The following is a 25,565-nucleotide window of genomic DNA, read 5'->3' on the forward strand; positions in this document are numbered from 1 at the left end:
AACAAATAAGTATATAATGAAGTATGAACATAAGATAAGGAGAAAGTAAGTGAGACATAGTAGATCATTTAAAAGAAAGAATATTAGTTTAGAAAATCAAACAGAAGAAGGTTTTGAGTTTACTCAAGAAGAGTTAGAAGAATTATCATTATTAAATAGTTCTTTGATATCAACTTATCTATTCACAATATCAGATATAATATTTTATGATTCAACCGTTAATTCAATTAATTATATACTCAATAAACAGAGGGATGAAAGGCTAATTGGAGAAGTAGAAGCAATTGAAGCTGGATACTTAGAAGTAATATCGAAGATAATATTGGTAAACGTAGATATATCTAGATATAGTCATTTGTATAAAAAAAATATAAATGATAAAAAAGAACGTTTGTTAAAACCAGAGGTAGATATAACTATAGGAGATGAATTTCAAGTATTAACATACTTTTTTATTTATATTGGATTTTTAGGAGCTTATGAAGTGAATAATATTCAAGATATTTCTATAGATGCTAGTAAAGAACTATCATTAATGCTTTCACAGTTAGATGCTATAAATATGAGATTTTATGCAGATTATCTTGCATATATAAGTATTGTAGAGAGTATACAGCTAGTCCTTGATAAAAATAAAAATAAAAATAATAAGGAAAGAAAAGTAAATCCGGATATTCCAGCAATTCAATCAGCTATTTGTTATTTTTTGTCCAGAGTTATACTAGCTAATATAGCTTTTACTAGATATGATGAATTATATAAGAAATATGGAAAAACACAATATAATAGTTTATTACAACCTAGCATAGCTATAAATGTGGGAAATATTTTTGGAGTAATAGGTTGTATTTATATATTAATGGGGTTTATGGAACGTTACGAGAGAAATATTACTGGACCTGTATTTGGTATATAAAATTAAAGGAGAATTATTCAGAAATTATTATTATCTTGAATAATTCTCCTTTTGTTCAAAAACTATTCTAAAGTTGTTAATGAATCCATAAGTTCTCTAACTTTCCATTCATCTTTTAAATCTGTCATTGTTAGTATAGTATCTCCAGCCTTAATTATTGTATTGCCTTTTGGTACTATGGTATTTTCGCCACGTTTAATAGATACTATAAGTGTATTTTCTGGTAAGCTAAGAGAATTTAATGTAGTTTTTTCTATTTTTGAACCAAAATGAACTACATTAGTTATAATTAATTTTTTAGTGCTATGCCTATGATATTCATTAATATTATTTTTTATTAAAAGATTTTTTAGTAAAGAATCATATATAGGTTCACTTTTTAGTAAATCAGCAATTATATAAGCAATTATTGATACTACAGAAAGTGCAAGTAAATTAGAAAAGGAACCAGTCATTTCTGTAATTAAAATTATTCCCGTAATAGGAGCTCTTACTATTGCTGTAAAATAACCTGCCATAGAAATTATAATAAAATTATTAAATAGTTCATTAGATATTCCAAAATAATTAATTGCAATATAACCAAATACAGCACCAAATGTTCCACCAATGATTAAAAGAGGAAAGAATATTCCACCAGGTGCACCAGAACCAAATGATATTATTGAAAATAAAAATTTTGCAACTAACATCAATAAAAGTAAACTTAAAGCAGAGCTTAATGTTAACTCTTCAACTATAGCGTGTCCTCCACATAAAACTACAGGAAATAATAATCCTAAAATTCCTGCAAGTAAAAATGGAATCATTAATTTTACTGATGTAGAACATTTTAGTTTAGCATATAAATTTTGAGTTCTTAAGGTAAGCCAATTATAAAATGAGCCAAAGACTCCTAATAAAATTCCTAATATTATTAATAGCCAATAATTACTTAAAGGCATAGAACTAGAAGTTGTAAAATTAAATATTGGCTTTAATCCAAAAAATTGTTTTGAAATAAAATCAGCAGCAACAGCCGAAGTTATTGTTGAAATTAATACAAGTGGTGAAAAATATTTATAAATTTCTTCTAGTGAAAATAATACACCAGATAAGGGAGCATTAAAAGCAGCTGCTAGTCCTGCTGTAGCACCGCTACTTAGAAGAAGTCTTCTTTCAAGACGTGTGCTTTTAAATTTCTTGCTTATTATATCTCCTACACAAGTTCCAAGTTGAATAGAAGGGCCTTCTCTTCCCAGGGATAATCCGGATATAATACAAATAGTACCTCCAATAAATTTATTAAGTATAATTGAAAAGGGTCTATTTTTTATATAGCCACCCATAATACCTTTAACTTGTGGGATACCACTTCCACTTATATAAGGTTCTTTATCAATTAGTTTTCCTATAAGAAGGGCTAAGATTATTAAAATAATAAACCATACTAAAATAAGGTATTTTCTTGTTTTAATAAATGAATAAATAAAAAATGAAAACTCTTCTGCATAAGATAATGCAAATCTGTATAATACAACTACAAAAGAAGTTAAAATTCCAACTAAAAGGCCTTTAAGAACAAGATTAGAATGGTTTTTTCTATCATCAGTAATTATATCAAAGTTTTTCATGTTATTATCACCTCCAATAAAATTTAATTGATATAATATTAGTATAGCATTATTATAATTATTAAAAAATAGGAGAAGAACAAAAGAAAAATGGGAAAAATGTTTATTATTGTTTCTACAATTATATTGATACTAGTTATTATACAAAGAAATACTAGTAATAATATAAGATTATTTAAAAGGTTAAAAAATGTTATTTTTGAAATTAACAATGTATATTTAGAATTATTTAAAGATAGGTCATTAGGGAGGAGAATAATTCAATTTCAATAACCAATATAATATGTATTACTATATTTTTAAGTACAATTTTATCTTATAGAGATAAGATAAAAAGTGATATATAACTTTAAGAAGAAGGGATGGGAAAAATGAAAAAAATTAGTCATGGATGTACTTTAGATTGTGCAGATTGCTGTAAATTTAATGTTTATGTAGAAGATAATAAAATTATTAAAATTGAAGGTGATAAAGAGCATCCTTATACAAAGGGATTTATATGTAAGAAAGGTTTATCTCATTTAGATAGATTAAATCATAAAAATAGAATATACAGACCACTTTTAAAGGAAAAAGGAGAATGGAAAGAGATATCCTTTAATAAAGCCATAGATATTATGGTAGAAAAGCTAAAGTTATATAAAAGGGAATTTGGAAGTAAATCTATTCTTTATTATGAACAGTATGGAAATGGATCTCTTCTAAAAAGTATTGGAGAAGTTTTTTTAAACTTTTATGGCGGAGCAACGTTTCCTAAGGGAGGACCATGTTGGAGTGCTGGAATTTCAGCTCAAAAATTAGATTTTGGTGAATCTAAAAGCCACTCATTAGAAGATATGCTAAATAGTAAAAATATATTTGTATGGGGAAAGAATCCAGCTAATACAACAATACATACTATGCAAATGATTAGAAAGGCAAAAGCAAATGGAAGTAAGATTATAGTTATAGATCCAATTAAAACAGCCACAGCTGAATTAGCAGATATATATATAAGAGTTAATGCAAATGGGGATTTACCACTGTCTCTTGCTATGGCAAAAGTAATAATAGAAGAAAATATTTATGATAAAGAATATATTAATAAATTTGTTAATGGATTTGATGATTATAAGAAATATATATTATCTTTAGAAATGCAAGAATTAAGTGATAATAGTGGAGTAGCTATAGATGATATAATAAAGTTAGCAAAATTATATAGTGAAAAGTATTCTACTATATTATTAGGTTTTGGAATGCAGAAGTATAAAAATGGTGGAAATACTATTAGAGCCATAGATGCGTTAGGAGCTATTACAGGGCAAATAGGCTTTAGTGGAGGTGGGATAAATTATGCTAATAAGGTATATCCTAAAATAATGAATTTAGATCCTTATAATAGTAAAAGTTTTTCAGATAATAGATATTTTTATACTAATGAAATAAGTGATTTTATAGATAGTTGCAATAATGGAAAAAAATATTATAAAGATAATATTTTTATAAATGATAAAAATATTAATAATAGTATGGAACTCGATATACCAATAAAAATGGCTATAGTTACAAAAAGTAATATTTTAAATCAACTTCCAAACTTAAATAAATTAAAGAAGAGTTTATCTAAAGTGGAGTTTAAGGTGTGTTTTGATATGTTTATGACTGATACAGCTAAAGAATGTGATTTATTCATACCAGTAACAAGCCAGCTTGAAAGTGAAGATTTATTATTTAGTTCTATGATGAACCCATATTTAATTTATAATGAAAAAGCAATAGAACCAAGAGAAGAGGTAATGGATGAATATTATTTCTTTATGGAATTAGCTAAAAAATTAGAAATAAAAGATTACCCATATATAATAAAGAGAGAATATTTAGAGAAAGTGATAAGTCCTTTAAAAAGTAATAATAGTTATATAAACTTAGAGTATTTAAAAAATAATTATTTTACACTTCATGAGGATATTGCTTGGAAAGATAAAAAGTTTGCAAATAAAAGTGAAAAATTTGAAATTATAAGATTTAATGATATTGATAAAAAAATATATGTTGATAAAAAAGAGGACAAATTAAGATTGTTAACTAATCATGGTAGAGATAGTTTATCAAGTCAGCATTTTATGGATGAAGAGGGCATTGCTATAGCTTATATTAATGAAGAATGTGCAAAAATATTTAATATAGATAATGAAGAAATAGTATCTTTAAAATCCGATAATGGACAAGTTGATGTTAAAATAAGAGTAGATAATTGTATTGGTAATAACATAGTAATGATGTTTGTTGGATGGTGGGAAAAACATGGAAACCCTAATTTCTTAACTAATAGCGGTATATCTGATATTGGTGGACAAATTACTTATAATGAAACTTTTGTAGAAATAATAAAAAAGAATAATTAAATTTAGCAATGATGAACTTAATTATCATATCATTGGATTTTATTTTTTATATAATTAAAATTTATGGACTTGGGGAAATATATTAATGTACAGTTGATTAATAATTTTAAAGGATGTGTAGTTAATGCAAATAACATTTAATGGCGATCCAATTACTTTAGTAGGGTCAAGAGTTCAAGTAGGAGATAATGCCCCAGATTTTCTTGTAGTTGATAATAATTTAAAAAATGTTACATTAAAAGATACTTCAGGAAAAAGAATATTTGTAGTAGTTCCATCTATAGATACATCTGTTTGTGATATGGAAGTTAGAAAGTTTAATGAAGAAGCAGCAAAACTTTCAGATGTTACTGTATATGTTATATCTATGGACTTACCATTTGCCCAAGTAAGATGGTGTGGAAATGCCGATATAGATAAGGTAATAACTTTATCAGATTATAAACAAAAAAGCTTTGGTAAACAATATGGAACTTTAATAGAAGAGTTTTGTTTTTTAACAAGAGCTATATTTGTAGTAGATGAAAATAATAAAATTACATACGTTGAATATTGTAATGATGTCATAAATGAACCAGATTATGAAAGTGCTTTAAATGCTGTAAAGTAAGTTTTATTGTAAGGAGGATTTAATATGAGTATAAAAGAAAAAATAGAAGAAATGAAAATACATCATGAAGAAAAGAAAGAAGAAAGACATGAAAGACATGAAGAAAAGAAATTTGCTCATGAAATAAAACATCAAATGAAAAAGGAAGTAAAAGAAGAGGAGAAAGCTGAAAAAGAGGCTTATCATGAATTGCATAATCAGTTAAAAGAAGAGGGGGACAAAGTTGCAGCTAGTCAATTAAAAGAAGAATATAAGGATCATAGAAGAGAAGAAAGAGAATCAGAACATGAGTTTAGAAAAGAAGCTAGAGCTGAGAGAAAAGAAGAGAGACATGAGCATCATGAGTTAAATAAGGAAAATAGAGAATTAAATCATGAAGCAAAACATCAATTAAAACAAGAGAAAAAGGATTATAAACAAGAAGAAAAAGACGCAAAAAAGATGGCTAAAGAAATAGATAAAGATATAAGAGAGTTAGAAAAGGAAGATAGAAAAGAACAAAAAGAATTTGCAAAACAATTAAAGAAACAAATGGAGAAAGAAATAAAATAAGCATATAATAGATAAAATATAGAGTAATTAATGGTTAATACATAAAGAAGAGTTTATAATTAGATTATTCTTTATGTATTATTTTTTATAGTATTTATAATTAAATAATGGAAAATTATTTTAAAAAGGTTTTTAGTAGTATATAATAAAAAAGATATTAGGAAGATTGCCAATTTAGATAATATTACAAAAAGTAGCTTGTATATTTGTAAGTATTATATATAGATGAAAACAGTTACAAGGTGTACAATAAATATATCAAGTAAAGTTAATTTATGGGAGGAATAAAAATGGCAAATTTATCATTACAACATATTTACAAGATATACCAAGGTGACGTAACAGCAGTTAAGGATTTTAATTTAGAAATTGAAGATAAGGAATTCATTGTATTCGTTGGACCATCAGGATGTGGAAAATCAACAACATTAAGAATGATTGCAGGTCTTGAAGATATATCAAAAGGAGAATTATATATTGGGGACAAACTAGTAAATGATGTAGAACCTAAGGAAAGAGATATAGCGATGGTTTTCCAAAACTATGCTTTATACCCACACATGACAGTTTTCGATAATATGGCATTTGCTTTAAAATTAAGAAAGGTTCCAAAAGCTGAAATTGAACAAAAGGTTACAGAAGCAGCAAAAATTCTAGATATTGAACATTTATTAAAGAGAAAGCCAAAAGCTTTATCAGGAGGACAAAGACAAAGAGTTGCATTAGGAAGAGCTATTGTAAGACATCCAAAAGTATTCTTAATGGACGAGCCTTTATCAAACTTAGATGCTAAATTAAGAGTTCAAATGAGAACTGAAATTATAAAGTTATATAGAAAATTACAAACTACATTTATATATGTAACACATGACCAAGTAGAGGCTATGACAATGGGAACTAGAATTGTTGTTATGAAAGATGGTGTTATTCAACAAGTAGATTCACCACAAAATATTTATAATTATCCTGCAAATCTTTTCGTTGCTGGATTTATCGGAAGTCCACAAATGAACTTCTTAGAAGGAAGAGTTGAAAAAGAAGGAAATGAAATTGTTGCAGTATTTGGTGGTAATAGAATAACATTCCCTAAAGAAAAAGGTGATACTTTAGTTAAAGAAGGATATGTTGGAAAAACTGTTACATTAGGTATAAGACCAGAGCATTTAAGTGATGATGCAGAGCTTATAGCAGCAAATCCAAATAGCATAGTTAAAGGAAATGTAGAAGTTATAGAACTTATGGGAGCAGAAAGTTATATTTACACTAGATGTGGAAAAGACCCATTAAATGTAAGAGTTGAAGGAACAACTAACTTAAAAATTGGAGAAGTTGCAAAACTTTACTTAAGATCAGAAAAGTTACATGTATTTGATAAAGAAACAGAAATAAGAGTTGTATAATATTAATTTGCTGGGGGAGATAGTGTGAAGTGTATTGAGAAGCTGGTAAATGAAATATACAGCAATTGTAAAATACCCTTCCAATTAATAATTAATGAATTAGGAGAATTTTCTACACCTCAATTTGAATTAGTACAAGATTATATAGAAAAGTATTTTTATTATAATAACACTGAGTGTTGCATAAGAACAAATGCAACACCCGGTGTTACAATAGATTTATTAAAATTTTGTATAGAAGAAAAATTGAGGGATGTATACTTAAATAGAGAAAGTATAACTTCATTATTATTAACAAATAAGGAAGTAGAAGAGGGAGTAATAAAATCAAGTTGGCCAGTTATTACAAAAGAATTTAACTTAATTAATATATATGTAGAAAATTATAGTGATGAATTATTATCATATATTAAGCAAGTTTATTTAGATAGTGATATTGAGATATTATTTTATAATGGTAATATACTAATGATTGGTAGATTTGAAGATGTATTAGAGCATGCTAAAAGTATAAAAGCTACAATAGAAAGTATAGTATCAGGAAAGTGTTACATAAGCTATTGTGAAATTGATAATTATTTAAATTTAAAAAAGTATTATGAAGATACTTGTTATAAAATCGAATTAGCAAATAAATATAATATTATTGAAAGTATATTTAATGCAAATAGACTCATATTAGAAGGAATAATAGATTCTGTATCAAATAAAATGAAAGACGATATATATGATAAGTTTAAAAATGGAATATCAAAATTAGACAATGAAATGATCAGAACTATGGAAGTGTTTTTTAAATGTGGATTAAACTTAAGTGAATCAGCTAAGGAACTATATATCCATAGAAATACTTTAATATACAGATTAGATAAGATTCAAAAATATACTAACTATGATATAAGAGATTTTAATGAAGCAGTATTATTAAAAATAATTTTCTTTATTTGGAAAGAAAAAAATGAAAAAAATACTTGAAAATGTTTTCAAATTAATGTATAATAGCCCTTGGGAACGATACCAACACACTTAAGCAGAAGAAAATTAAAAAAATTTCTTCTATTTCTACCAAGATTTTTAGTACTGATCTTGGTAGAAAAAATTAAGAATAAACGGTAACGATACCGATAATTCAAAGTTATTTTTGTATAATAATGATGTAATTATGGTTTCTTAGGGGGGATATAGTGAAGTTTATAGAGCGGGTGGTAAATGATATATACTATGAATCTAAAATAGAATTTCAATTAATTGTAGATGGAGTAGGTGTGTATTCTTCACCAGCATTTAAAACTCAAAGAAAGTATCTTAGGAAAAGGTCTGAGTATAAAGGTATTAAATATACTTTTATAATAGGTGATGAATATATTAACACTATTAATTTATTAACGGGTCTGTTAGAAAGTAGACTTGATAAGATAATAGTTAAAAAGGAAGATTTACTTTTATTTTTATTAAGTGAAAAGAATATAGATGATGAGGTTGTTGAGATTATTTGGTCTGAACTAAATAAATCATTTAAAATAATAAATATTTATTTAAGTGAATATTCTAGTGAAATTTATGATGATATAAAAGAGCTATATTTAAATAGTACAATTGAAGTTATTCTGTATAATAATAATATACTTATAATCGGGAATATTGATGATACTTTAAAAGATGCGGAAATTATTAAAGAAAAAATAGATAAATTTTATTTTAAAAGTTATTATATAACATATTGTAATGTTTATAATTATAATGATCTAAAAATAGCTTATGATAAAACTTTTAAGGCGTTACAATTGGCAATTAAATATAGAATTAAAGAAGTGATATTTGATGATAAAAAGCTTGTATTAGAAGAAGTGATAGACTCTATGCCAGAGGAAATAAAAAATGAAATAGTTAAGGATTTTGATTCTAAAATAGCTAAGCTAGATAAGGAAATGTTAAAAACAATAGAGGTTTTCTTTAATTGTGGATTAAATTTAAGTGAAGCTGCAAAAGAGTTGTATATTCATAGAAATACATTAATATATAGATTAGATAAAATACAAAAGATTACTTCTTACGACGTAAGACAATTTAATGATGCAATGATATTTAAAATAATATTTTTATATATAGGTAGAAAAAGTAATTTAATAGTTGAAAAAGTCTAATGAATAAGATACAATTATATTTGGAAACGATACCGAATCGTTTGAAAAATTTATATATAGACATAAGTGGCTCATTGGTGTAATATTTACTAATATTAATGAATCATTCCAATATGAGAAATATTTTGGAAGTGATCCATATAGTGATGTTTTTATTAACTAGGTAACGATACCAGATAACTATTCAAAATATTTTTAAGGGAGTTTTATAAATGAATATCAGAGATATTGCAAGGATATCAGGAGTAGGGGTTAGTACTGTATCTAGAGTACTAAATAATCATCCTGATGTAAAAGAGAGTACTAGAGAAAATGTTTTACGTGTGATAAAAGAGAGTAATTATGTTCCTAATAATAGTGCAAGGATATTAAAGCAAAATAATACTAAAAATATAGGAGTGTTAGTTAAAGGAGTTTTTAATCCATTCTTTTCTGAACTTATTAATGTTATAGGAAGTAAAATAAATGAACATAAATATACAATGATACTTCAACAAAATGACTATGTATTAGAGCAAGAGGTTGAAAGTATTATTTCATTTGTAAAGGAAAAGAGATTACAAGGGATAATATGCCTAGGAGGCAATTTTATAGATTTAGATGATGATAGTTTTAAAAATATCGATGTTCCTATTATATTAACTTCGGTTAATACAGTATCGCCATTAGGTAAAGATAAGTATTCTACAGTTGGAATTAATAATTTACAATCGTCATATGATGCTACCAATTATTTAATAAAGAAAGGTCATAAAAATATTGCTTTAATGATTGGTGAGAAAAATGACTTTTGTATTAGTTGGTGGAGATATAAAGGATATATTAAAGCACTAAAAGATAATAATATTGAACCAAATGATGATAATCTTATTATAGGAGATTATGATAGTAAAATTGCCTATGAAGTAACTTTAGATTTTTTGAAAAAGCGTAAAGATATTACTGCTATATTTGCAATTTCTGATGTTATGGCAATGGGTGTAGCTAAGGCTGTAACAGATAGTGGATTAACTGTTGGAAAAGAAATATCAATAGTTGGATTTGATGGAATGAATATAAGTCGTTATTATAATCCAGGTATTACTACTGTAAAGCAGCCAATAGAAGAAATGGCAATAAAGAGTGTAGAGATTTTATTTGATCTTTTAAAAAATAAATGTGAGAATCAGCATATTTTATTAGATACAGAGTTAATAGAACGAGAATCGTGTGCAGATTTAAATTTACTTAAAAATAGTTAGTATGTATAAAAATTTATATATAATAAAATTTATTGTTATAAAAGGAGCAGAGGTATATGGAAAGAAGTGCAGGGGTAATAATGCATATTGCATCATTACCGGGGAAATTTGGTATTGGAACTTTTGGAAAAGAGGCATATGATTATGTAGAATTTTTATTTAAATCAGGATTAAAATATTGGCAAATACTACCATTAGGACAAACGGGATATGGAGATTCTCCATATCAATCATTTTCAGCATTTGCTGGAAATCCATATTTTATTGATTTTGATATTTTAAATAAAGAGGGTCTTTTAAATCAAGAGGAATATATTTATGAAAATTATGGAGATAACTCTGAATATATAGATTATGGTCTTTTATTTAATGTTAAATATACTGTATTAAGAAGAGCATATAATAATTTTAAGAATATAGATAATATATATTTAAAGGAAGAATTTAATAAGTTTAATAAGGAAAACGAAGAATGGTTAGCTGATTATTCTTTATATATGTCTATTAAAGGGAAATTTAATCTTGTAAGTTGGCAAGAGTGGGATGAAGATATAAAGAAGAGAGAGCCACAAGCAATGGAAAGATATAGAGAAGAATTATCAGATGAAATTGGATTCTGGTCATTTATCCAATTTATATTCTTTAAACAATGGAATGAATTAAAATCCTTTGCAAATGAAAAGGGAATAGAGATTATAGGAGATATGCCTATTTATGTAGCAGAAGATAGCGCTGATGTTTGGAGTAATCCAGAGGCATATTTAATTTATAGTGAAACTTTAAAACCAATTTCAGTAGCAGGATGTCCACCAGATGCCTTCTCAGCTACAGGTCAATTATGGGGGAATCCTTTATATGACTGGAATTATATGGAGAAAACGGGCTATAAGTGGTGGATAAAGAGAGTTAAAGAAAGCTTAAAACTTTATGATATTGTAAGAATAGATCATTTTAGAGGTTTTGAAAGCTATTGGGAAATACCTTATGGGGAAGAAACTGCTATAAGTGGTAGATGGGTAAAAGGACCAGGTATTAAATTGTTTAATGCTATTAGAGATGAATTAGGAGAAATTAATGTTATAGCTGAAGATTTAGGATTTTTAACTGATGAAGTTATGGAATTCTTAAAGGAAAGTGGATTCCCGGGAATGAAGGTATTACAATTTGCTTTTGATGCTAGAGAAGAAAGTAATTATTTACCTCATACTTATATAAATAATTGTATAGCATATACAGGAACTCATGATAATGATACTTTTAGAGGCTGGTTTGAAATGACTGGAAGTAAATCAGATGTAGAATACTGTAAAGAATACTTAGCTTTATCTGAAAAAGAGGGATATAACTGGGGATTTATTAGGGGAGCATGGAGTAGTGTAGCTGATGTATCAGTGGCTTTAATGCAAGACTTCTTAAATTTGGGTAATGAAACTAGAGTAAATTTCCCATCAACGCTAGGTAATAATTGGAAATGGAGAGCTAAAGAAGGTAGCTATACAACGGAACTAGCAGATAAGATTTATAGATATACAAAAATGTATGGAAGATGTAAATAAAATAAAAAGCTGTTGCTAAAAAAGTAACAGCTTTTTTGGTACAAGCAGTATTAAATTTTAGTAATATAAAATGTTTAATAAGTGAAAATTTAAATTTTATTTATAATAGAGCTTCTATATATTAATAAAAGTAAGCAGTGCATTTCATATATTAAAATTATCTTACATAAATATAAATATATTAAACAATATTTATAGAAGGATACGATTTTATGAGTAAGAAAAGTATATATGATTTTTTTATAGGATTATTAGCACTTATGCTTTCATTGATATTGTTAATAGAGATATTTATTAATATACCTAATGAAGTTAGATGGACTTTTTACTATATAGATAATATAGTAAGGTTAATTTTTATAGGAGATTATTTTACTAGATTAGTAATAAGTAAAGGTAAAAAACAGTTTATAAAAAAAAATATAATAGATTTATTTTCTATTTTTCCTATAACAATTTATATAAAAATATTAGGATTCACAATTTTACCAAATAAGATTAATCCATCATATTGTATAAAGACAATTAAATTTATAATGCTTTCAATATGTGCTATAAAATTTAAAATTAGAGTTAAAGATGAAATACGTAAAAGTAGATTAAATTTTTTATTAGTGATTTCCACAATATTTATTGTTATAGGTGCAGTATTAATTTCTCTTGTAGAAGGAATGCCTCTAGGTGATGCATTATGGTGGAGTTTTGTAACTTTTACAACTGTGGGATATGGAGATGTTTTACTAAAGACACAATTAGGAAGAACTATTGCAGTGTTATTAATGATAATAGGAATAGGGATTATAGGAGTTATAACTACTAGTTTAACATTATCACTTATAGGAGGAAGAAAGGGGTTTAAGAAGACCTATAAAGACAAAATTATAGAGGATGTAAAGAGTATGTTAGATAATTATGATGAATTAACTATTGAGGATATTGATAATATAGCTAAAATTTTAAAATCCTTAAAGGAATAAATGGAAAAAAATTCTTGAATTTAAGGCTATAGTAATTTAAAATTATATTAGTAGTTTGTATGCAGGTGTGCTGGAATAGGCAGACAGGATAGATTGAGGGTCTATTAAGGGAATCCTTGTGTGGGTTCAAGTCCCACCATCTGCACCATTATATTAAGACTATTTTAAAAGTAGATACATAAAATTTAATAGCTAAACTAAAAAGTTAAGCTGTTAAGATGTATTTATTTTAAAAAATAGTCTTTTTATTTTATATTAAGTGAAGAGAGGAAGTTATAAATGAAAAAAATAGTAATATTAGACGGTAAAACATTGGGTGATGTAAGTTTAGAAAAGTTAAGTGAATTTGGAGAAATTAAATATTATGATACTACTGATATTAGTGAGGTAAAGGAAAGAATAAGAGAAGCTAATATAATACTAACAAACAAAGTAATTTTAAATAGAGAAAATTTAAGTGATGCAAATAATTTAGAATTTATAGCAGAAGTAGCTACTGGATTTAATAATATAGATATAGAGTATGCTAAAGAGAGGGGAATAGGAGTAGCTAATGTTGCTGGATATTCTACTAATGCAGTAGTTCAACATACATTTGCATCAGCTTTAGCTTTATTAGATGAAATTACTTACTATGATAATTATGTTAAAAGTGGAGAGTATTCAAAATCAGGTTTATTTACATGTTTAAATAAGCCTTATTATGAGATTGAAGGTAAAACTTGGGGAATAATAGGCCTTGGAAATATTGGTAAAAGAGTAGCTAAAATTGCAGAAGCTTTTGGAGCTAAAGTAGTATATTATTCTACAACAGGTAATAATTTTAATGATGAATTTAATAGAGTATCTTTTGAGGAACTATTAAATAATAGTGATATTATATCTATACATGCACCATTAAGTAAAAATACTTTAGGTTTGATAGATTATAAAGCTTTATGTAAAATGAAGCATTCAGCAATTATAGTTAATATGGGAAGAGGACCTATTATTATTGAAGAAGATTTAGCAAGAGCTATTGATGAAGAGAAAATTAGAGGTGCTGCTTTAGATGTGTTCGAAGTAGAGCCAATAAAGATAAATAGTGCCCTCTTAACAATGAAAAATAAGGATAGAATAATATTGTCTCCACATATAGCTTGGGCAAGTATAGAAGCTAGAGAAAGATTATTTAATGAGGTTATAGAAAATATAAGGGCATTTTATAATGGTAAAGTTAGAAATAGAGTAGATAAATAAAATGAAGAATAATTATTGACAGAAATATACTTTTATAGTAATATTATAAAAAAGTCATAAAACAAGCAAAGATTGAGAGTAGTAGAAAATAAGTAATTTTTCAGAGAGTAGACGTATGCTGTGAGTCTATAAATTAATGTTTTTGAACTCGCTCATGAGCTATAAAGATGAAATATTAGTAGTCTTTATCGGAATAATACCGTTATTTTAATTAAGTGAAATTTTGGATGGTACCGCGCAAACACGCTCCAATATAAGGGGTGGTTTGTGCTTTTTTTGCTTAGTTTTAAATGATTCAGTGCAAATCTATTATATTTAAATTTAAAGGGGGCTTTTATAAATGTTAAATTATAATAAGTATAGAAGATTTGAAACTATAAATTTTAAGGAAAGAACTTGGCCAAATAACAATATTAAAAAAGCGCCAATATGGTGTAGTGTAGATTTAAGAGATGGAAATCAAGCACTTATAAATCCAATGAATATAGATGAGAAGATAGAATTTTTTAATTTACTAGTTAAATTGGGGTTTAAGGAAATAGAAGTTGGTTTTCCATCAGCATCACAAATAGAATATGATTTTTTAAGAAGATTAATTGATGAAAAACTTATACCGGATGATGTAGTAGTTCAAGTATTAACACAAGCTAGACCACATTTAATAGAAAAGACATTTGAATCACTAAAGGGAGCTAAACAAGCTATAGTTCATATATATAATTCTACATCTGTACTACAGAGGGATGTTGTTTTTAATATGAGCAAAGAGGAAATAAAGAAAATTGCTATAAAAGGTACAGAACTTGTAAAGAAATGTGCTTCAGATTTTGAAGGAAAAGTATTTTTAGAATATTCACCAGAAAGTTTTACAGGTACAGAAGTAGAATATGCTCTTGAAGTATGTGATGCGGTTGCGGATGTTTGGGGAGCATCACAGAATAATAAAATAATAATAAATCTTCCATCAACAGTTCAAATGGATACGCCAAATGTTTTTGCTGATCAAGTAGAGTATATGTGTAAAAACTTTAAAGATAGAAAGCGAATTATAGTAAGTGTTCATCCTCATAATGACAGGGGTACAGGTGTAGCAGATGCAGAGCTAGCACTTTTAGCAGGAGCTGACAGAGTAGAAGGGACTCTATTTGGAAATGGAGAAAGAACTGGAAATGTAGATTTACTTACTGTTGCATATAATATGTTTTCTCATGGAATCAACCCTATGCTGAATATTGGGAATATAAATGAAATAATTGAAATATATGAGAGATGTGTCAAAATACCTGTTCATGTAAGACATCCATATGCTGGGGATCTAGTATTTACAGCATTTTCAGGATCACATCAAGATGCTATAAATAAGGGAATGAAGAAGTATGAAGAAAGAGGCTCTAAGTTGTGGGAAGTACCTTATTTACCTGTTGATCCAAACGATTTAGGAAGAGAATATGAACCTTTAGTAAGAATAAATAGCCAATCAGGAAAAGGTGGCGTAGCTTTTGTAATGGATCATTGTTTTGGATATAAGTTGCCAAAGGAAATGCAACAAGAATTTGCGGAGATAGTACAAAAAATTTCAGAAGCTAAAGGAGAGGTTCAGCCAGATGAAATTCTAAAAGCATTTAGAAAGGAGTATTTAGATTTGGATGAACCATTTAAATTAATAAATATGTCCATATCTGATATAGATCATGGAAGCAATGAAACCACAAAGATTAAAGCAAGAATTAAATATAATAATGTAGAAATGGACATAGAGGGAAGTGGTAATGGCCCTATAGATTCATTAGGTAGAGCTTTATATAATAGTAATTTAATAGATATATCTATTATGGATTATAAGGAACATGCGTTAAGTAAAGGGTCAGAAGCAGAAGCTGCAGCCTATGTATATATGAAGAGAAATGATATAGATAAGAAAACATTTGGTGTTGGAGTTGATAGTAATATAACACGTGCATCTATAAAATCTATAATTAGTGCAATAAATAGATTGTATAAGCTGGATTCTTAGATTCAGATAAAATGTAAAAAATATATTGATTTAATTCTATTTAATGTATATAATGACTTTATAATTTAATATGTTCGGATGAAGGTAATGGGAGAGCGATTTAAATCCACCGAAGAAGTAAATCTTTCAGGTATTAGGACCGTTACTGGACGAGCCTCTGGAGAGACTCATATTAGAGCACCGAAGGAGCAAGGTTTAATTTAAGTTAAATTGAAACTCTCAGGTAAAAGGACAGGGGATAAAAGTGATTTATAGTAAAAATTAAAATGAATAATTAATAATATTGCAGAGAAGTATTTTTAATTAAAAATTAAGAGTAGCATTTATAAGCAGAAAGCCATTTAGCTAGAAAAAATAAGTTGTAAATTTATTTTAATTTTTAATTTTTTTCTCAATTTAGTTAATAAATTTAGATGATTTTTATCATATAATTACTTTTAATCTCCTCCTATAAATTTATTTTTAAGGAGGATTTTTTTATGGAGTTTTTTAAAATAATTGAACAATTATTAAATAAGATTAATGGTATAGTATGGGGGCCACCTCTACTTATATTATTGATTGGAACAGGAGTTTATTTTACTTTTAAATTAAAATTATTACAAATATTTAAGTTGCCATTAGCTATTAAATATTTATTTTTAAAAGATGATGAGGAATATGATGATGATGCAAAAGGTGATGTATCAAGTTTTGCAGCACTTTGTACTGCATTATCAGCAACTATAGGTACTGGTAATATTGTTGGAGTTGCGACTGCAATAGCATCAGGCGGTCCAGGAGCACTTTTATGGATGTGGATAGCAGCGTTTTTTGGAATGGCTACTAAATATGCTGAAGGAGTTCTAGCAATTAAGTATAGAGAGGTGGATGAAAATGGACAAATGTCTGGTGGTCCTATGTATTATATAGAAAAGGGTGTAGGAAGTAAGTTATTAGCTAAAATATTTGCTATTTTTGGCGTTGGAGTAGCTCTTTTTGGGATAGGAACATTTGGACAAGTAAATTCTATAGCATCAGCAGCTAAATTAACATTTAATGTACCATTATGGATTAGTGCAGTAGTTATTACTATTTTAGTATCATTAATTACATTAGGCGGCATAAAGAGAATATCAAAAGTAGCAGAAAAAATAGTGCCATCAATGGCAATTATGTATATATTAGGAGCATTAATGGTATTAATATTTAATTTTAAATCTATACCAGGAGCTATAATATTAATACTTAATAGTGCAGTAAATCCTAAGGCAGCATTAGGGGGTGCAGTTGGTATAACTCTATCAATGACTATTAAAAGAGGAATAGGAAGAGGAGTATTTTCAAATGAAGCTGGTTTAGGAAGTGCTCCAATAGCAGCCGCAGCGGCTAAAACTAAATCTCCAGTTAAACAAGGACTAATTTCAATGACAGGAACATTTATAGATACAATAATAATTTGTACAATGACTGGTTTAGCTATAGTTTTAACTAGAAGCTTTAGTGGTGGACTTGAGGGAGCTGCGATGACAACAGCAGCCTTTGAACAAGGTTTACCTTTTGCAGCAATAGGAAAGTATATAGTAAATATAGGATTAATATTTTTTGCATTTACTACTATTATAGGATGGAACTATTATGGTGAAAGGTGTACTGAATATTTAGTAGGTGTTAAAGGAATAATGTTATATAAAATTGTATTTATAGCATTTGTAGGGGTAGGACCTTTCCTATCATTAGATTTAGTATTTATAATAGCTGATATAGTAAATGGATTAATGGCAATACCTAATTTAATTGGTTTAATAGCATTAAGAAATGTAGTTATAAATGAAACTAATGAATTTTTTGAAAAGTTAAAGAGGAAAAGTAAGATAGATAAAGATAATAAGTTAAAAGCTAATTAGATAATAAGGGGTCTATATATATTATTAGAGTATATATAGATCCTTTTAAGTTGTAAAATTTAAATTAGTAATAAACATTTAATAAATTCATATTATTAAATGTAATAAAAAAATATATATAAAGGCAAAATAATTAAAAAAAGTATATAAAGAATATTACTTTAAGAATAAAAGGTGTATTTTTAAATTTATAGGAGAGTTGAAAATGAAAAAAAATATTAAATATTATGGATTAAGAAGCTATACTAAAAGAGATAAAAAAATAAAGTTGGAAAAAATATGTGTAGTTAGTATATTTACAATTCTTATATTATATATAATGGTTTTAAACTTAAGAAGTAATATTTCACAAGAAGGAAGTGATTTACAAGAAGTAGCAGTTGTGGAAAATAAGCAAGAAGAAAATATAATAGAAGAGGCTATTAATCAAGAAGTATATTCTAATACATATATAGATAGTGATAAGATGGAATTTATAAAAACTATATCAGATGGAGCTATCAGTAATTATAATAAATATGGAATATTACCATCAATAACTATGGCTCAAGCAATATTAGAATCAGGATGGGGAAGTTCAGAGTTAGCAGTTACACATAATAATTTATTTGGAATAAAGGCAGATACTAGGTGGAATGGAGCAGTTGCCACAATAACAACAAGTGAAAATTATAATGATTCTACAATAGCTAACTTTAGAAAATACGAAAATATTAATGAATCAATTGAGGATCATGGGAAATTTTTATATGAAAATTCAAGGTATGCTGAATATGGACTATTTAATAGAAAGGACTATAAAGCACAAGCACAGGCATTAGAAGATGCTGGATACAGTACAGTTAAAAATGAAAATGGAGAACCAATATATGCTGATAAGCTAATAGCACTTATAGAAAAATATAACCTAATGCAATATGACTAAATTGCACACTACATGGAAGGGAAAAATGAAATATTTATTTTCCGGGAACGGTGAAATTTTCGCCTAGAATTTATATCTTTGTTCCATTGAACTTGCTAAAGTTGTAAAAGCCGCTGACGCTTCAATACAACTTCTTTACGCAAGTTCAATTCCACAAAGATTAAATTCTTAACGAAAATTACACTAATTTCTGGAGAGAATATCATTAATTTTCGTCATCATGGCATTAACGCTTTGATGCGCAATATTTTTCAGTAGCGTTCTGTAAAGGTACGTTCTTGAGGGAGTATTTCTATTTTCTTTTGATAAAGTTCATCAACTCTAATAAAGCGATTACCTTTTTTTATGTTTTTAATAAATTTTTCAATAGAATTTTCTTCACCCTGAACTTCCATTTCTACCATACCATTATCCATATTTCTAACCCAACCAGTTAAGTCTAATGTACGAGCATTCATTGTACAGAAAAATCTAAACCCAACGCCTTGTACACGACCATCAACAATTATATAGTATCTAATCATAAGTTCCTCCTTTTATAAAAAAATATATATTTAGAATTATATCACATATAAAAATAGTAAATACATCATATAATGTTATTAATTAAATAATAAAGTTTGGGGGAAGTATGGAAAAAACATTAGTATTAATTAAGCCTGATGCAGTAGAGCAAAATATAATTGGAAAGATAATAAGCTTTTATGAAGATGCTGGATTAAAGGTTGTTGCATTAAGAATGGAAAAGGCAGAAAGAAAAGTAGCAGAAGAGCATTATAAAGAACATTACGGAAAGAGCTTTTATAATTCATTAATAGAATTTATTACAAGAAGTCCATTATGTGCATTAATATTAGAAGGAAAGGACTGTATTGATAAAGTTAGGAAGATAAATGGATCTACCAATCCTAAGGAACAAAAAGAGGGTACTATAAGAAAAAAGTATGCTAAGGGAATCACGGAAAATTGTGTACATGCATCAGATTCTATTGAAAGTTCTGAAAGAGAAATAAAAATATGGTTTCCTAATTTAAATTATAAAAAATAAAAAAATAATGCAGAAACTATTATTAAGTTTCTGCATTATTTTTTATTGAGAAAGCACTTCTGTAAAAGCAGCTTCATATAGCTTTAATGTTTCAGGATCTAAATCTGTAAATAAAACACATTTTGATAATGTTTCTTCTGATGGATATGCAGCAGGATTATTTTTAGTTTCTTCATCAAGTAAATCATAAGCTGCAGTATTAGGTGTAGAGTATCCAATATAGTCTACATTTTCTTTAGCATTTTCAGGATCACATAAGAAGTTTATGAAAGCTTCAGCACCAGCTTTATTAGGTGCATCCTTTGGAATACATAATGCATCTACCCATTTATTAGATCCTTCTTCAGGTATAACGTATTTCATGTCAGGGTTTTCATTCATTATATAAATTGCATCACCAGACCAAACTGTAGCAAGCATTTTTTCGCCTGAAATCATATTATCTTTAACTTCATCAACAACGTAAACTGGATTAGTTAATTTTCTTTGATTTAATAACTCTTCTTTAGCAGCCTCTATTTCACTAGGATTTGTAGAATTTATAGAGTATCCAGCTTTTATTAAAGCAATAGCTAAAGAATCTCTAAGAGAGTTAAACATATAAACTTCATCCTTATATTTAGAATCCCAAAGTATATCCCAGCTAGTTACAGGTTCTGTAATTCTTGAACTATCATAAATTATACCTATAGTTCCCCACATATAAGGTACAGAATATTCATTACTAGGATCGTAAGATAAATCTTTATAATTTTCTCCTATATATTGATAATTAGGAATATTATTAAAGTCTATTTTTTCTAATAAATCTTCTTCAATCATTTTTTCAATCATATAATCAGATGGTACAACTAGATCATAAGTGCCAGGATTAGTTTTAACTTTTTGATACATTATTTCGTTAGTATCATAAGTTGAATAGTTAACTTTTATTCCTGTTTCTTTTTCAAATTTTCTAATAAGAGCTTCATCAATATAATCACCAACGTTAAAGAAGTTTATTGTTCCATTTTCTCCAACATTACTGTTTCCGCAACCAACAAAAAGAGAAGTTGTTAATAAAGTTGATGCAATTAATGCTGATAATTTTTTAAATCTTTTCAATTTATTCACCCCTTGAAGTAAATTCTTTTCTATTTACAATTAATAATAAAATTAATACTGTTATAAACATTAAAGTAGATAATGCGTTAATTGAAGGGTTAATTCCCTTTCTAGCCATAGAGTAAATTTCAATAGAAAGATTAGTTACTCCAGGACCTGTCGTAAAGAAACTAATTACAAAGTCATCAATTGACATTGTAAAAGCCATTAATAAACCAGCAACTATACCAGGCTTTATTTGAGGTAAAATTATTTTTCTCATAGCATATCCTGGTGTGGCACCTAAATCTAAGGCTGCTTCAGTTATATTAGAAGGTAATTGTTTTAATTTAGGCAATACTGATAATACAACATATGGAATATTGAATGTAATATGAGCTAAAAGCATTGTAGTAAAGCCAAATTGGGCATTTATTCCTATTTTATTCAGTAAAGGAAATAGGAATATAAATAAACTCATTATAGATATACCTGTAACAATATCAGGGTTTAATACAGGTAGATTATTTATATTTAATAAAGTTTTTTTAGGTAGTCCTTTCATTCTATGAATACCTATTGCTGCAAATGTACCTATTACTGTAGCAACGATAGATGAAATAACGGCTATTATTATTGTGTACTTTAATGCCTCCATTATTCTGGCATTTTGGAAAAGTTGGGTATACCATCTTAAAGTAAAGCCACTCCATTTTCCCATTGATTTTGAATCATTAAAGGAGAATACCATTAAAGTAACTATTGGTGTATAAAGAAATATAAAAATTAAAATTAAATAAAATCTTTTAATGAAAGATTCAAGTTTTCTTATCATAGTATACCTCCTGCTTATTTATCGTCTGTACCTTCAAATTTATTCATGAAGGCCATTGAAATTAATATTATTATCATCATAAATATTGCAATAGCAGAACCAAAATTCCAGTCGCCCATTGTTGTATATTGTGTTTCAATTAAATTACCAAGTAACATATATTGACCGCCACCTAGTATTCTAGAAATAACAAATGTAGAAACAGCAGGCATAAATACCATTGTAATTCCTGAAATAACACCAGGCATACTTAAAGGTATAATTATTTTAGTAAATATTTTCTTTCTATCTGCACCTAAATCTGCAGCAGCATTAATTAAATCTTTATCCATTTTTGTAAGAACAGTATATATAGGTAATATCATAAATGGTAAAAAGTTGTATATCATACCTAAAAGTACTGCAAAATCATTATAAAGAATATCAATACGAGAAAATCCTAAAGTAACTAGAAGGTTATTAATAAGTCCGTTTTTACCTAAGATAGGAAGCCAAGCATAAGTTCTAAGTAAGAAGTTCATCCACATTGGAACGATAAAAAGCATAATTAATACATTTCTTTTTCCTTCTCTCATTTTAGAAATTAAATATGCAACAGGATATCCAAGTATAAGACAGCCTATTGTAGCTTCAGCAGCTAAAAGCAAACTTCTCCAAAATACTTTTAGATAATTAGGATCAATTAATCTTTTAAAATTTTCAAGAGAAAAGCTATAGTTATCTCCAGATTTTATTGTAAAACTAAAGAAAACTACGATTAAAAGTGGAATAACAATAAAAAGAGCGCTCCAAATAATATAAGGTGATGCTGGGAGTAGACCTTGATTATTTTTATTTTTCATTAGCTTCAACCTTTCTCATTATATGAATTGCCTCAGGATCTATTATTAATCCTACAGTATTACCAACACTTGCACTCTTTATATTATGTACTATCCACTTATTATTTTCAGCTTCTACTTCTATTTCATAATGAACACCTTTAAAGGTTACTAAATTAACTTTTCCAGTTAACATTCCTTTATCTGGAGTTGTAATTTCAATATCTTCTGGTCTTATTACAACGTCTATAGGTTCATTTTTAGTAAATCCACTATCTACACAAGAAAAAATATTATTAGAGAATTTAACTTTGTAATCTTCTAACATAACTCCATTTAATATATTACTTTCTCCAATAAAGTCTGCAACAAAAGCATTAGCAGGCTCATTATATATATCTTCTGGTGAACCCATTTGTTGAATTTTTCCTTTGTTCATTACAACAATGGTATCTGACATTGTTAAGGCTTCTTCTTGGTCATGAGTTACAAATATAAATGTTATTCCAAGTCTCTTTTGAATTTTCTTAAGTTCTAATTGCATTTCTTTTCTAAGTTTTAAATCTAATGCACCAAGTGGTTCATCAAGTAGAAGAACTTGTGGTTCATTTACTAATGCTCTAGCAATTGCAACTCTTTGTTGTTGCCCACCACTTAATGATTCAACAGATCTCTTTTCAAAGCCTTCAAGAGCAACCATTTTTAGCATTTCATGGACTTTTTTATCAATTTCTTCTTTAGGAAGTTTTTTTATCTTTAATCCAAATGCAATATTTTCATATATATTCATATGAGGAAATAATGCATACTTTTGGAACACTGTATTTAATTGTCTTTTATAAGGAGGTAAGTCAGATATATCATTTCCATCGAAGACCACTTTTCCACTATCAGCAGTTTCAAATCCTGCTATTATTTTTAGAGTAGTTGTTTTACCACATCCACTAGGACCAAGTAAGGTTAAAAATTCATTTTTGCGTATATTTAATGAAAGGTTATCTAAAACTGTATTATCACCATAGACTTTAGAAACACCTTGTATTTCGATAATATTTTGACTCAAAAAAAACACCTCTTTCTTTAATATTAATACTTTCTATAGTTAGCCAATTGAGCAAGTTCTATTAGCTAAATTGAAAATTTAGAATATCACTTAAAATGATGGTGGAGTAGAAATCCAAATAACTTTAGCTGGTGTCTTTCCACTATTGCTTATATAATGATTTGATCTTGGTTTAAAATAAAAGCTTTCATTTTTTTTCACTTTATAAGATTTATCTCCAAGGTGTAAGGTTATTGTTCCCGATAGAACGTAGCCAAATTCTTCACCTTCATGGGGTTCTTCTTCTGTATATTTTCCACCAGGATCTAATGTTATCATTATAGGTTCCATTTCATTTTTTTGTGCATTTGGAACTAACCACATTAATTTATATTTTAAATCATGATTTTCGGTTTCAAACATATCTTCATATTTATAAGTTATTTTTTCATCCTTATCATCACTAAAGAATTCTTTTAGGTTTGTCCCTAGTATTTCAAGAATATCTATTAGTGTAGCAATAGAAGGTGAAGTCAAATCATTTTCAACTTGAGATATAAAACCTTTAGATAATTCACATCTATTAGCAAGTTCTTCTTGTGTTAGTCCTTTTTCAATTCTCATTCGTTTTATTTTGTCACCAATTTGCACAATTTCACCTTGCCTTTCAACTAGTCTAATAATAACTATTACTAAACTAATGGTTTAAAATTACTAAACAAACAATGTTATTATATAGACTTGTAAGTAAAAAATCAATATTTTTAAATAAAATATTTAAATAAAAATTCTCTATATAACCTTATAAATAAAGGGTTTGAAGAAAAAGCAATAAAAAAAGTTTAACATTTATACATTAAAAGTTTAGTATAGCTAAGAATGGTCTAAATTATAAAAAAAATAAGAACACCTAATTTAAAGGGTAATAGCAAAGTATATATATAAATTTTCTTATTACTTTAAAATAAAAATTTCTATATAAATTTATAATTGGTAAACAACAGAAAAAAATACATATAAAATTATTAAATATAAAATTATATAAATTTATTTTAAATATAATTATAAAAACTATGAATCAGTAAAATTTAACGATTAAAATATTATTTTTAATATTAAGTTAAATAATAATTATTATGAATAGATAATGATTACACGAAGCTATTAACAAATTTAAAATTACGGTGTATAATAATCTTTGTTGGAAACATAAAAATAATTTTAAAAAAAATCTACCTTTATTTAATTATTCGATAAATTTAAAGAATATTTAACA

The 25,565-nt window shown here is 27.0% G+C and carries 22 protein-coding genes, 1 tRNA gene, 1 riboswitch and 1 other annotated feature; of the genes, 16 read left to right on the top strand and 7 right to left on the bottom strand.

What is annotated here, in order from left to right:
• The first annotated feature begins 49 nt into the window (after positions 1 to 49).
• Positions 50 to 916: a hypothetical protein gene (locus Q0G30_RS04720; protein WP_294387200.1), complete on the top strand. Its 867-nt coding sequence runs from the start codon at positions 50 to 52 to the stop codon at positions 914 to 916.
• A 62-nt stretch (positions 917 to 978) separates the two neighbouring features.
• Here the strand turns inward: Q0G30_RS04720 and Q0G30_RS04725 are convergent, their stop codons facing one another.
• Positions 979 to 2,529, bottom strand: a complete 1,551-nt coding sequence (locus Q0G30_RS04725) for a ClC family H(+)/Cl(-) exchange transporter (protein ID WP_294387204.1) — start codon at positions 2,527 to 2,529, stop codon at positions 979 to 981.
• A 371-nt stretch (positions 2,530 to 2,900) separates the two neighbouring features.
• On the opposite strand from Q0G30_RS04725, the gene Q0G30_RS04730 reads away from it, so the two are divergent.
• The 14 genes from Q0G30_RS04730 to Q0G30_RS04795 all read left to right on the top strand — a co-directional run bounded on the left by Q0G30_RS04730 (position 2,901) and on the right by Q0G30_RS04795 (position 19,460).
• Positions 2,901 to 4,916, top strand: coding sequence for a molybdopterin-dependent oxidoreductase (locus tag Q0G30_RS04730; RefSeq protein WP_294387206.1), 2,016 nt, complete (start codon positions 2,901 to 2,903; stop codon positions 4,914 to 4,916).
• A 124-nt stretch (positions 4,917 to 5,040) separates the two neighbouring features.
• On the top strand, positions 5,041 to 5,526 hold the full coding sequence (gene tpx, locus Q0G30_RS04735) for a thiol peroxidase (RefSeq protein ID WP_294387210.1): 486 nt from the start codon (positions 5,041 to 5,043) through the stop codon (positions 5,524 to 5,526).
• 24 nt (positions 5,527 to 5,550) lie between these two features.
• Positions 5,551 to 6,078 (top strand): hypothetical protein, encoded by a 528-nt coding sequence (locus Q0G30_RS04740; RefSeq protein ID WP_294387212.1) that lies wholly within the window; start codon positions 5,551 to 5,553, stop codon positions 6,076 to 6,078.
• Between the two features lie 290 nt (positions 6,079 to 6,368).
• Positions 6,369 to 7,478: a sn-glycerol-3-phosphate ABC transporter ATP-binding protein UgpC gene (gene ugpC / locus Q0G30_RS04745; protein ID WP_294387213.1), complete on the top strand. Its 1,110-nt coding sequence runs from the start codon at positions 6,369 to 6,371 to the stop codon at positions 7,476 to 7,478.
• A 24-nt stretch (positions 7,479 to 7,502) separates the two neighbouring features.
• Positions 7,503 to 8,453, top strand: coding sequence for a helix-turn-helix domain-containing protein (locus Q0G30_RS04750; RefSeq protein ID WP_294387215.1), 951 nt, complete (start codon positions 7,503 to 7,505; stop codon positions 8,451 to 8,453).
• Between the two features lie 209 nt (positions 8,454 to 8,662).
• A complete protein-coding gene (locus Q0G30_RS04755) occupies positions 8,663 to 9,622 on the top strand; it encodes a helix-turn-helix domain-containing protein (protein ID WP_294387217.1) in 960 nt (319 codons plus the stop codon).
• A 212-nt stretch (positions 9,623 to 9,834) separates the two neighbouring features.
• Complete coding sequence (locus Q0G30_RS04760) at positions 9,835 to 10,863, top strand: LacI family DNA-binding transcriptional regulator (protein ID WP_294387219.1); 1,029 nt, start codon at positions 9,835 to 9,837, stop codon at positions 10,861 to 10,863.
• Between the two features lie 56 nt (positions 10,864 to 10,919).
• The gene (malQ, locus tag Q0G30_RS04765; protein WP_294387222.1) at positions 10,920 to 12,419 is read left to right on the top strand and encodes a 4-alpha-glucanotransferase; all 1,500 of its coding nucleotides are present in this window, start codon (positions 10,920 to 10,922) and stop codon (positions 12,417 to 12,419) included.
• Positions 12,420 to 12,631: 212 nt separating this feature from the next.
• Positions 12,632 to 13,396, top strand: coding sequence for a potassium channel family protein (locus Q0G30_RS04770; RefSeq protein ID WP_294387224.1), 765 nt, complete (start codon positions 12,632 to 12,634; stop codon positions 13,394 to 13,396).
• 61 nt (positions 13,397 to 13,457) lie between these two features.
• Positions 13,458 to 13,544: transfer RNA gene (locus Q0G30_RS04775), tRNA-Leu, on the top strand.
• A gap of 131 nt (positions 13,545 to 13,675) precedes the next feature.
• On the top strand, positions 13,676 to 14,635 hold the full coding sequence (locus Q0G30_RS04780; RefSeq protein WP_294387227.1) for a D-2-hydroxyacid dehydrogenase: 960 nt from the start codon (positions 13,676 to 13,678) through the stop codon (positions 14,633 to 14,635).
• A 59-nt stretch (positions 14,636 to 14,694) separates the two neighbouring features.
• Positions 14,695 to 14,889 (top strand) — a binding site (T-box leader).
• An 86-nt stretch (positions 14,890 to 14,975) separates the two neighbouring features.
• Positions 14,976 to 16,649 carry a 2-isopropylmalate synthase gene (gene leuA / locus Q0G30_RS04785; protein WP_294387229.1) on the top strand — a complete coding sequence of 558 codons (1,674 nt, stop codon included), beginning with the start codon at positions 14,976 to 14,978 and terminating at the stop codon, positions 16,647 to 16,649.
• Between the two features lie 147 nt (positions 16,650 to 16,796).
• Positions 16,797 to 16,894, top strand: a riboswitch (glycine riboswitch).
• A 234-nt stretch (positions 16,895 to 17,128) separates the two neighbouring features.
• Positions 17,129 to 18,535 carry a sodium:alanine symporter family protein gene (locus Q0G30_RS04790; protein ID WP_294387232.1) on the top strand — a complete coding sequence of 469 codons (1,407 nt, stop codon included), beginning with the start codon at positions 17,129 to 17,131 and terminating at the stop codon, positions 18,533 to 18,535.
• A 205-nt stretch (positions 18,536 to 18,740) separates the two neighbouring features.
• On the top strand, positions 18,741 to 19,460 hold the full coding sequence (locus Q0G30_RS04795) for a glycoside hydrolase family 73 protein (RefSeq protein ID WP_294387235.1): 720 nt from the start codon (positions 18,741 to 18,743) through the stop codon (positions 19,458 to 19,460).
• A 251-nt stretch (positions 19,461 to 19,711) separates the two neighbouring features.
• On the opposite strand, the gene Q0G30_RS04800 is transcribed toward Q0G30_RS04795, so the two are convergent.
• Positions 19,712 to 19,984 (bottom strand): acylphosphatase, encoded by a 273-nt coding sequence (locus Q0G30_RS04800; RefSeq protein ID WP_294387237.1) that lies wholly within the window; start codon positions 19,982 to 19,984, stop codon positions 19,712 to 19,714.
• Positions 19,985 to 20,091: 107 nt separating this feature from the next.
• Here Q0G30_RS04800 and ndk point away from each other — a divergent pair, with 107 nt between their 5' ends.
• Positions 20,092 to 20,508, top strand: coding sequence for a nucleoside-diphosphate kinase (gene ndk, locus Q0G30_RS04805; RefSeq protein WP_294387240.1), 417 nt, complete (start codon positions 20,092 to 20,094; stop codon positions 20,506 to 20,508).
• A gap of 42 nt (positions 20,509 to 20,550) precedes the next feature.
• On the opposite strand, the gene Q0G30_RS04810 is transcribed toward ndk, so the two are convergent.
• From Q0G30_RS04810 to Q0G30_RS04830, 5 genes are all read right to left on the bottom strand, one after another.
• Complete coding sequence (locus tag Q0G30_RS04810) at positions 20,551 to 21,612, bottom strand: spermidine/putrescine ABC transporter substrate-binding protein (RefSeq protein WP_294387243.1); 1,062 nt, start codon at positions 21,610 to 21,612, stop codon at positions 20,551 to 20,553.
• A 1-nt stretch (position 21,613) separates the two neighbouring features.
• Entirely contained in the window at positions 21,614 to 22,426 is an 813-nt protein-coding gene (locus Q0G30_RS04815; protein ID WP_294387246.1) for an ABC transporter permease, read from the bottom strand.
• Between the two features lie 14 nt (positions 22,427 to 22,440).
• Positions 22,441 to 23,268 (bottom strand): ABC transporter permease, encoded by an 828-nt coding sequence (locus tag Q0G30_RS04820; RefSeq protein ID WP_294387249.1) that lies wholly within the window; start codon positions 23,266 to 23,268, stop codon positions 22,441 to 22,443.
• Positions 23,258 to 24,310 carry a spermidine/putrescine ABC transporter ATP-binding protein gene (gene potA / locus Q0G30_RS04825; protein ID WP_294387251.1) on the bottom strand — a complete coding sequence of 351 codons (1,053 nt, stop codon included), beginning with the start codon at positions 24,308 to 24,310 and terminating at the stop codon, positions 23,258 to 23,260. The genes Q0G30_RS04820 and potA overlap by 11 nt, the downstream gene beginning before the upstream one ends.
• Positions 24,311 to 24,400: 90 nt before the next feature.
• Positions 24,401 to 24,940: an XRE family transcriptional regulator gene (locus tag Q0G30_RS04830; protein ID WP_294387254.1), complete on the bottom strand. Its 540-nt coding sequence runs from the start codon at positions 24,938 to 24,940 to the stop codon at positions 24,401 to 24,403.
• Positions 24,941 to 25,565 lie beyond the last annotated feature (625 nt).

The sequence above is a fragment of the uncultured Clostridium sp. genome (genome assembly GCF_934754925.1).
In the GTDB taxonomy this organism is placed as follows: domain Bacteria; phylum Bacillota; class Clostridia; order Clostridiales; family Clostridiaceae; genus Clostridium.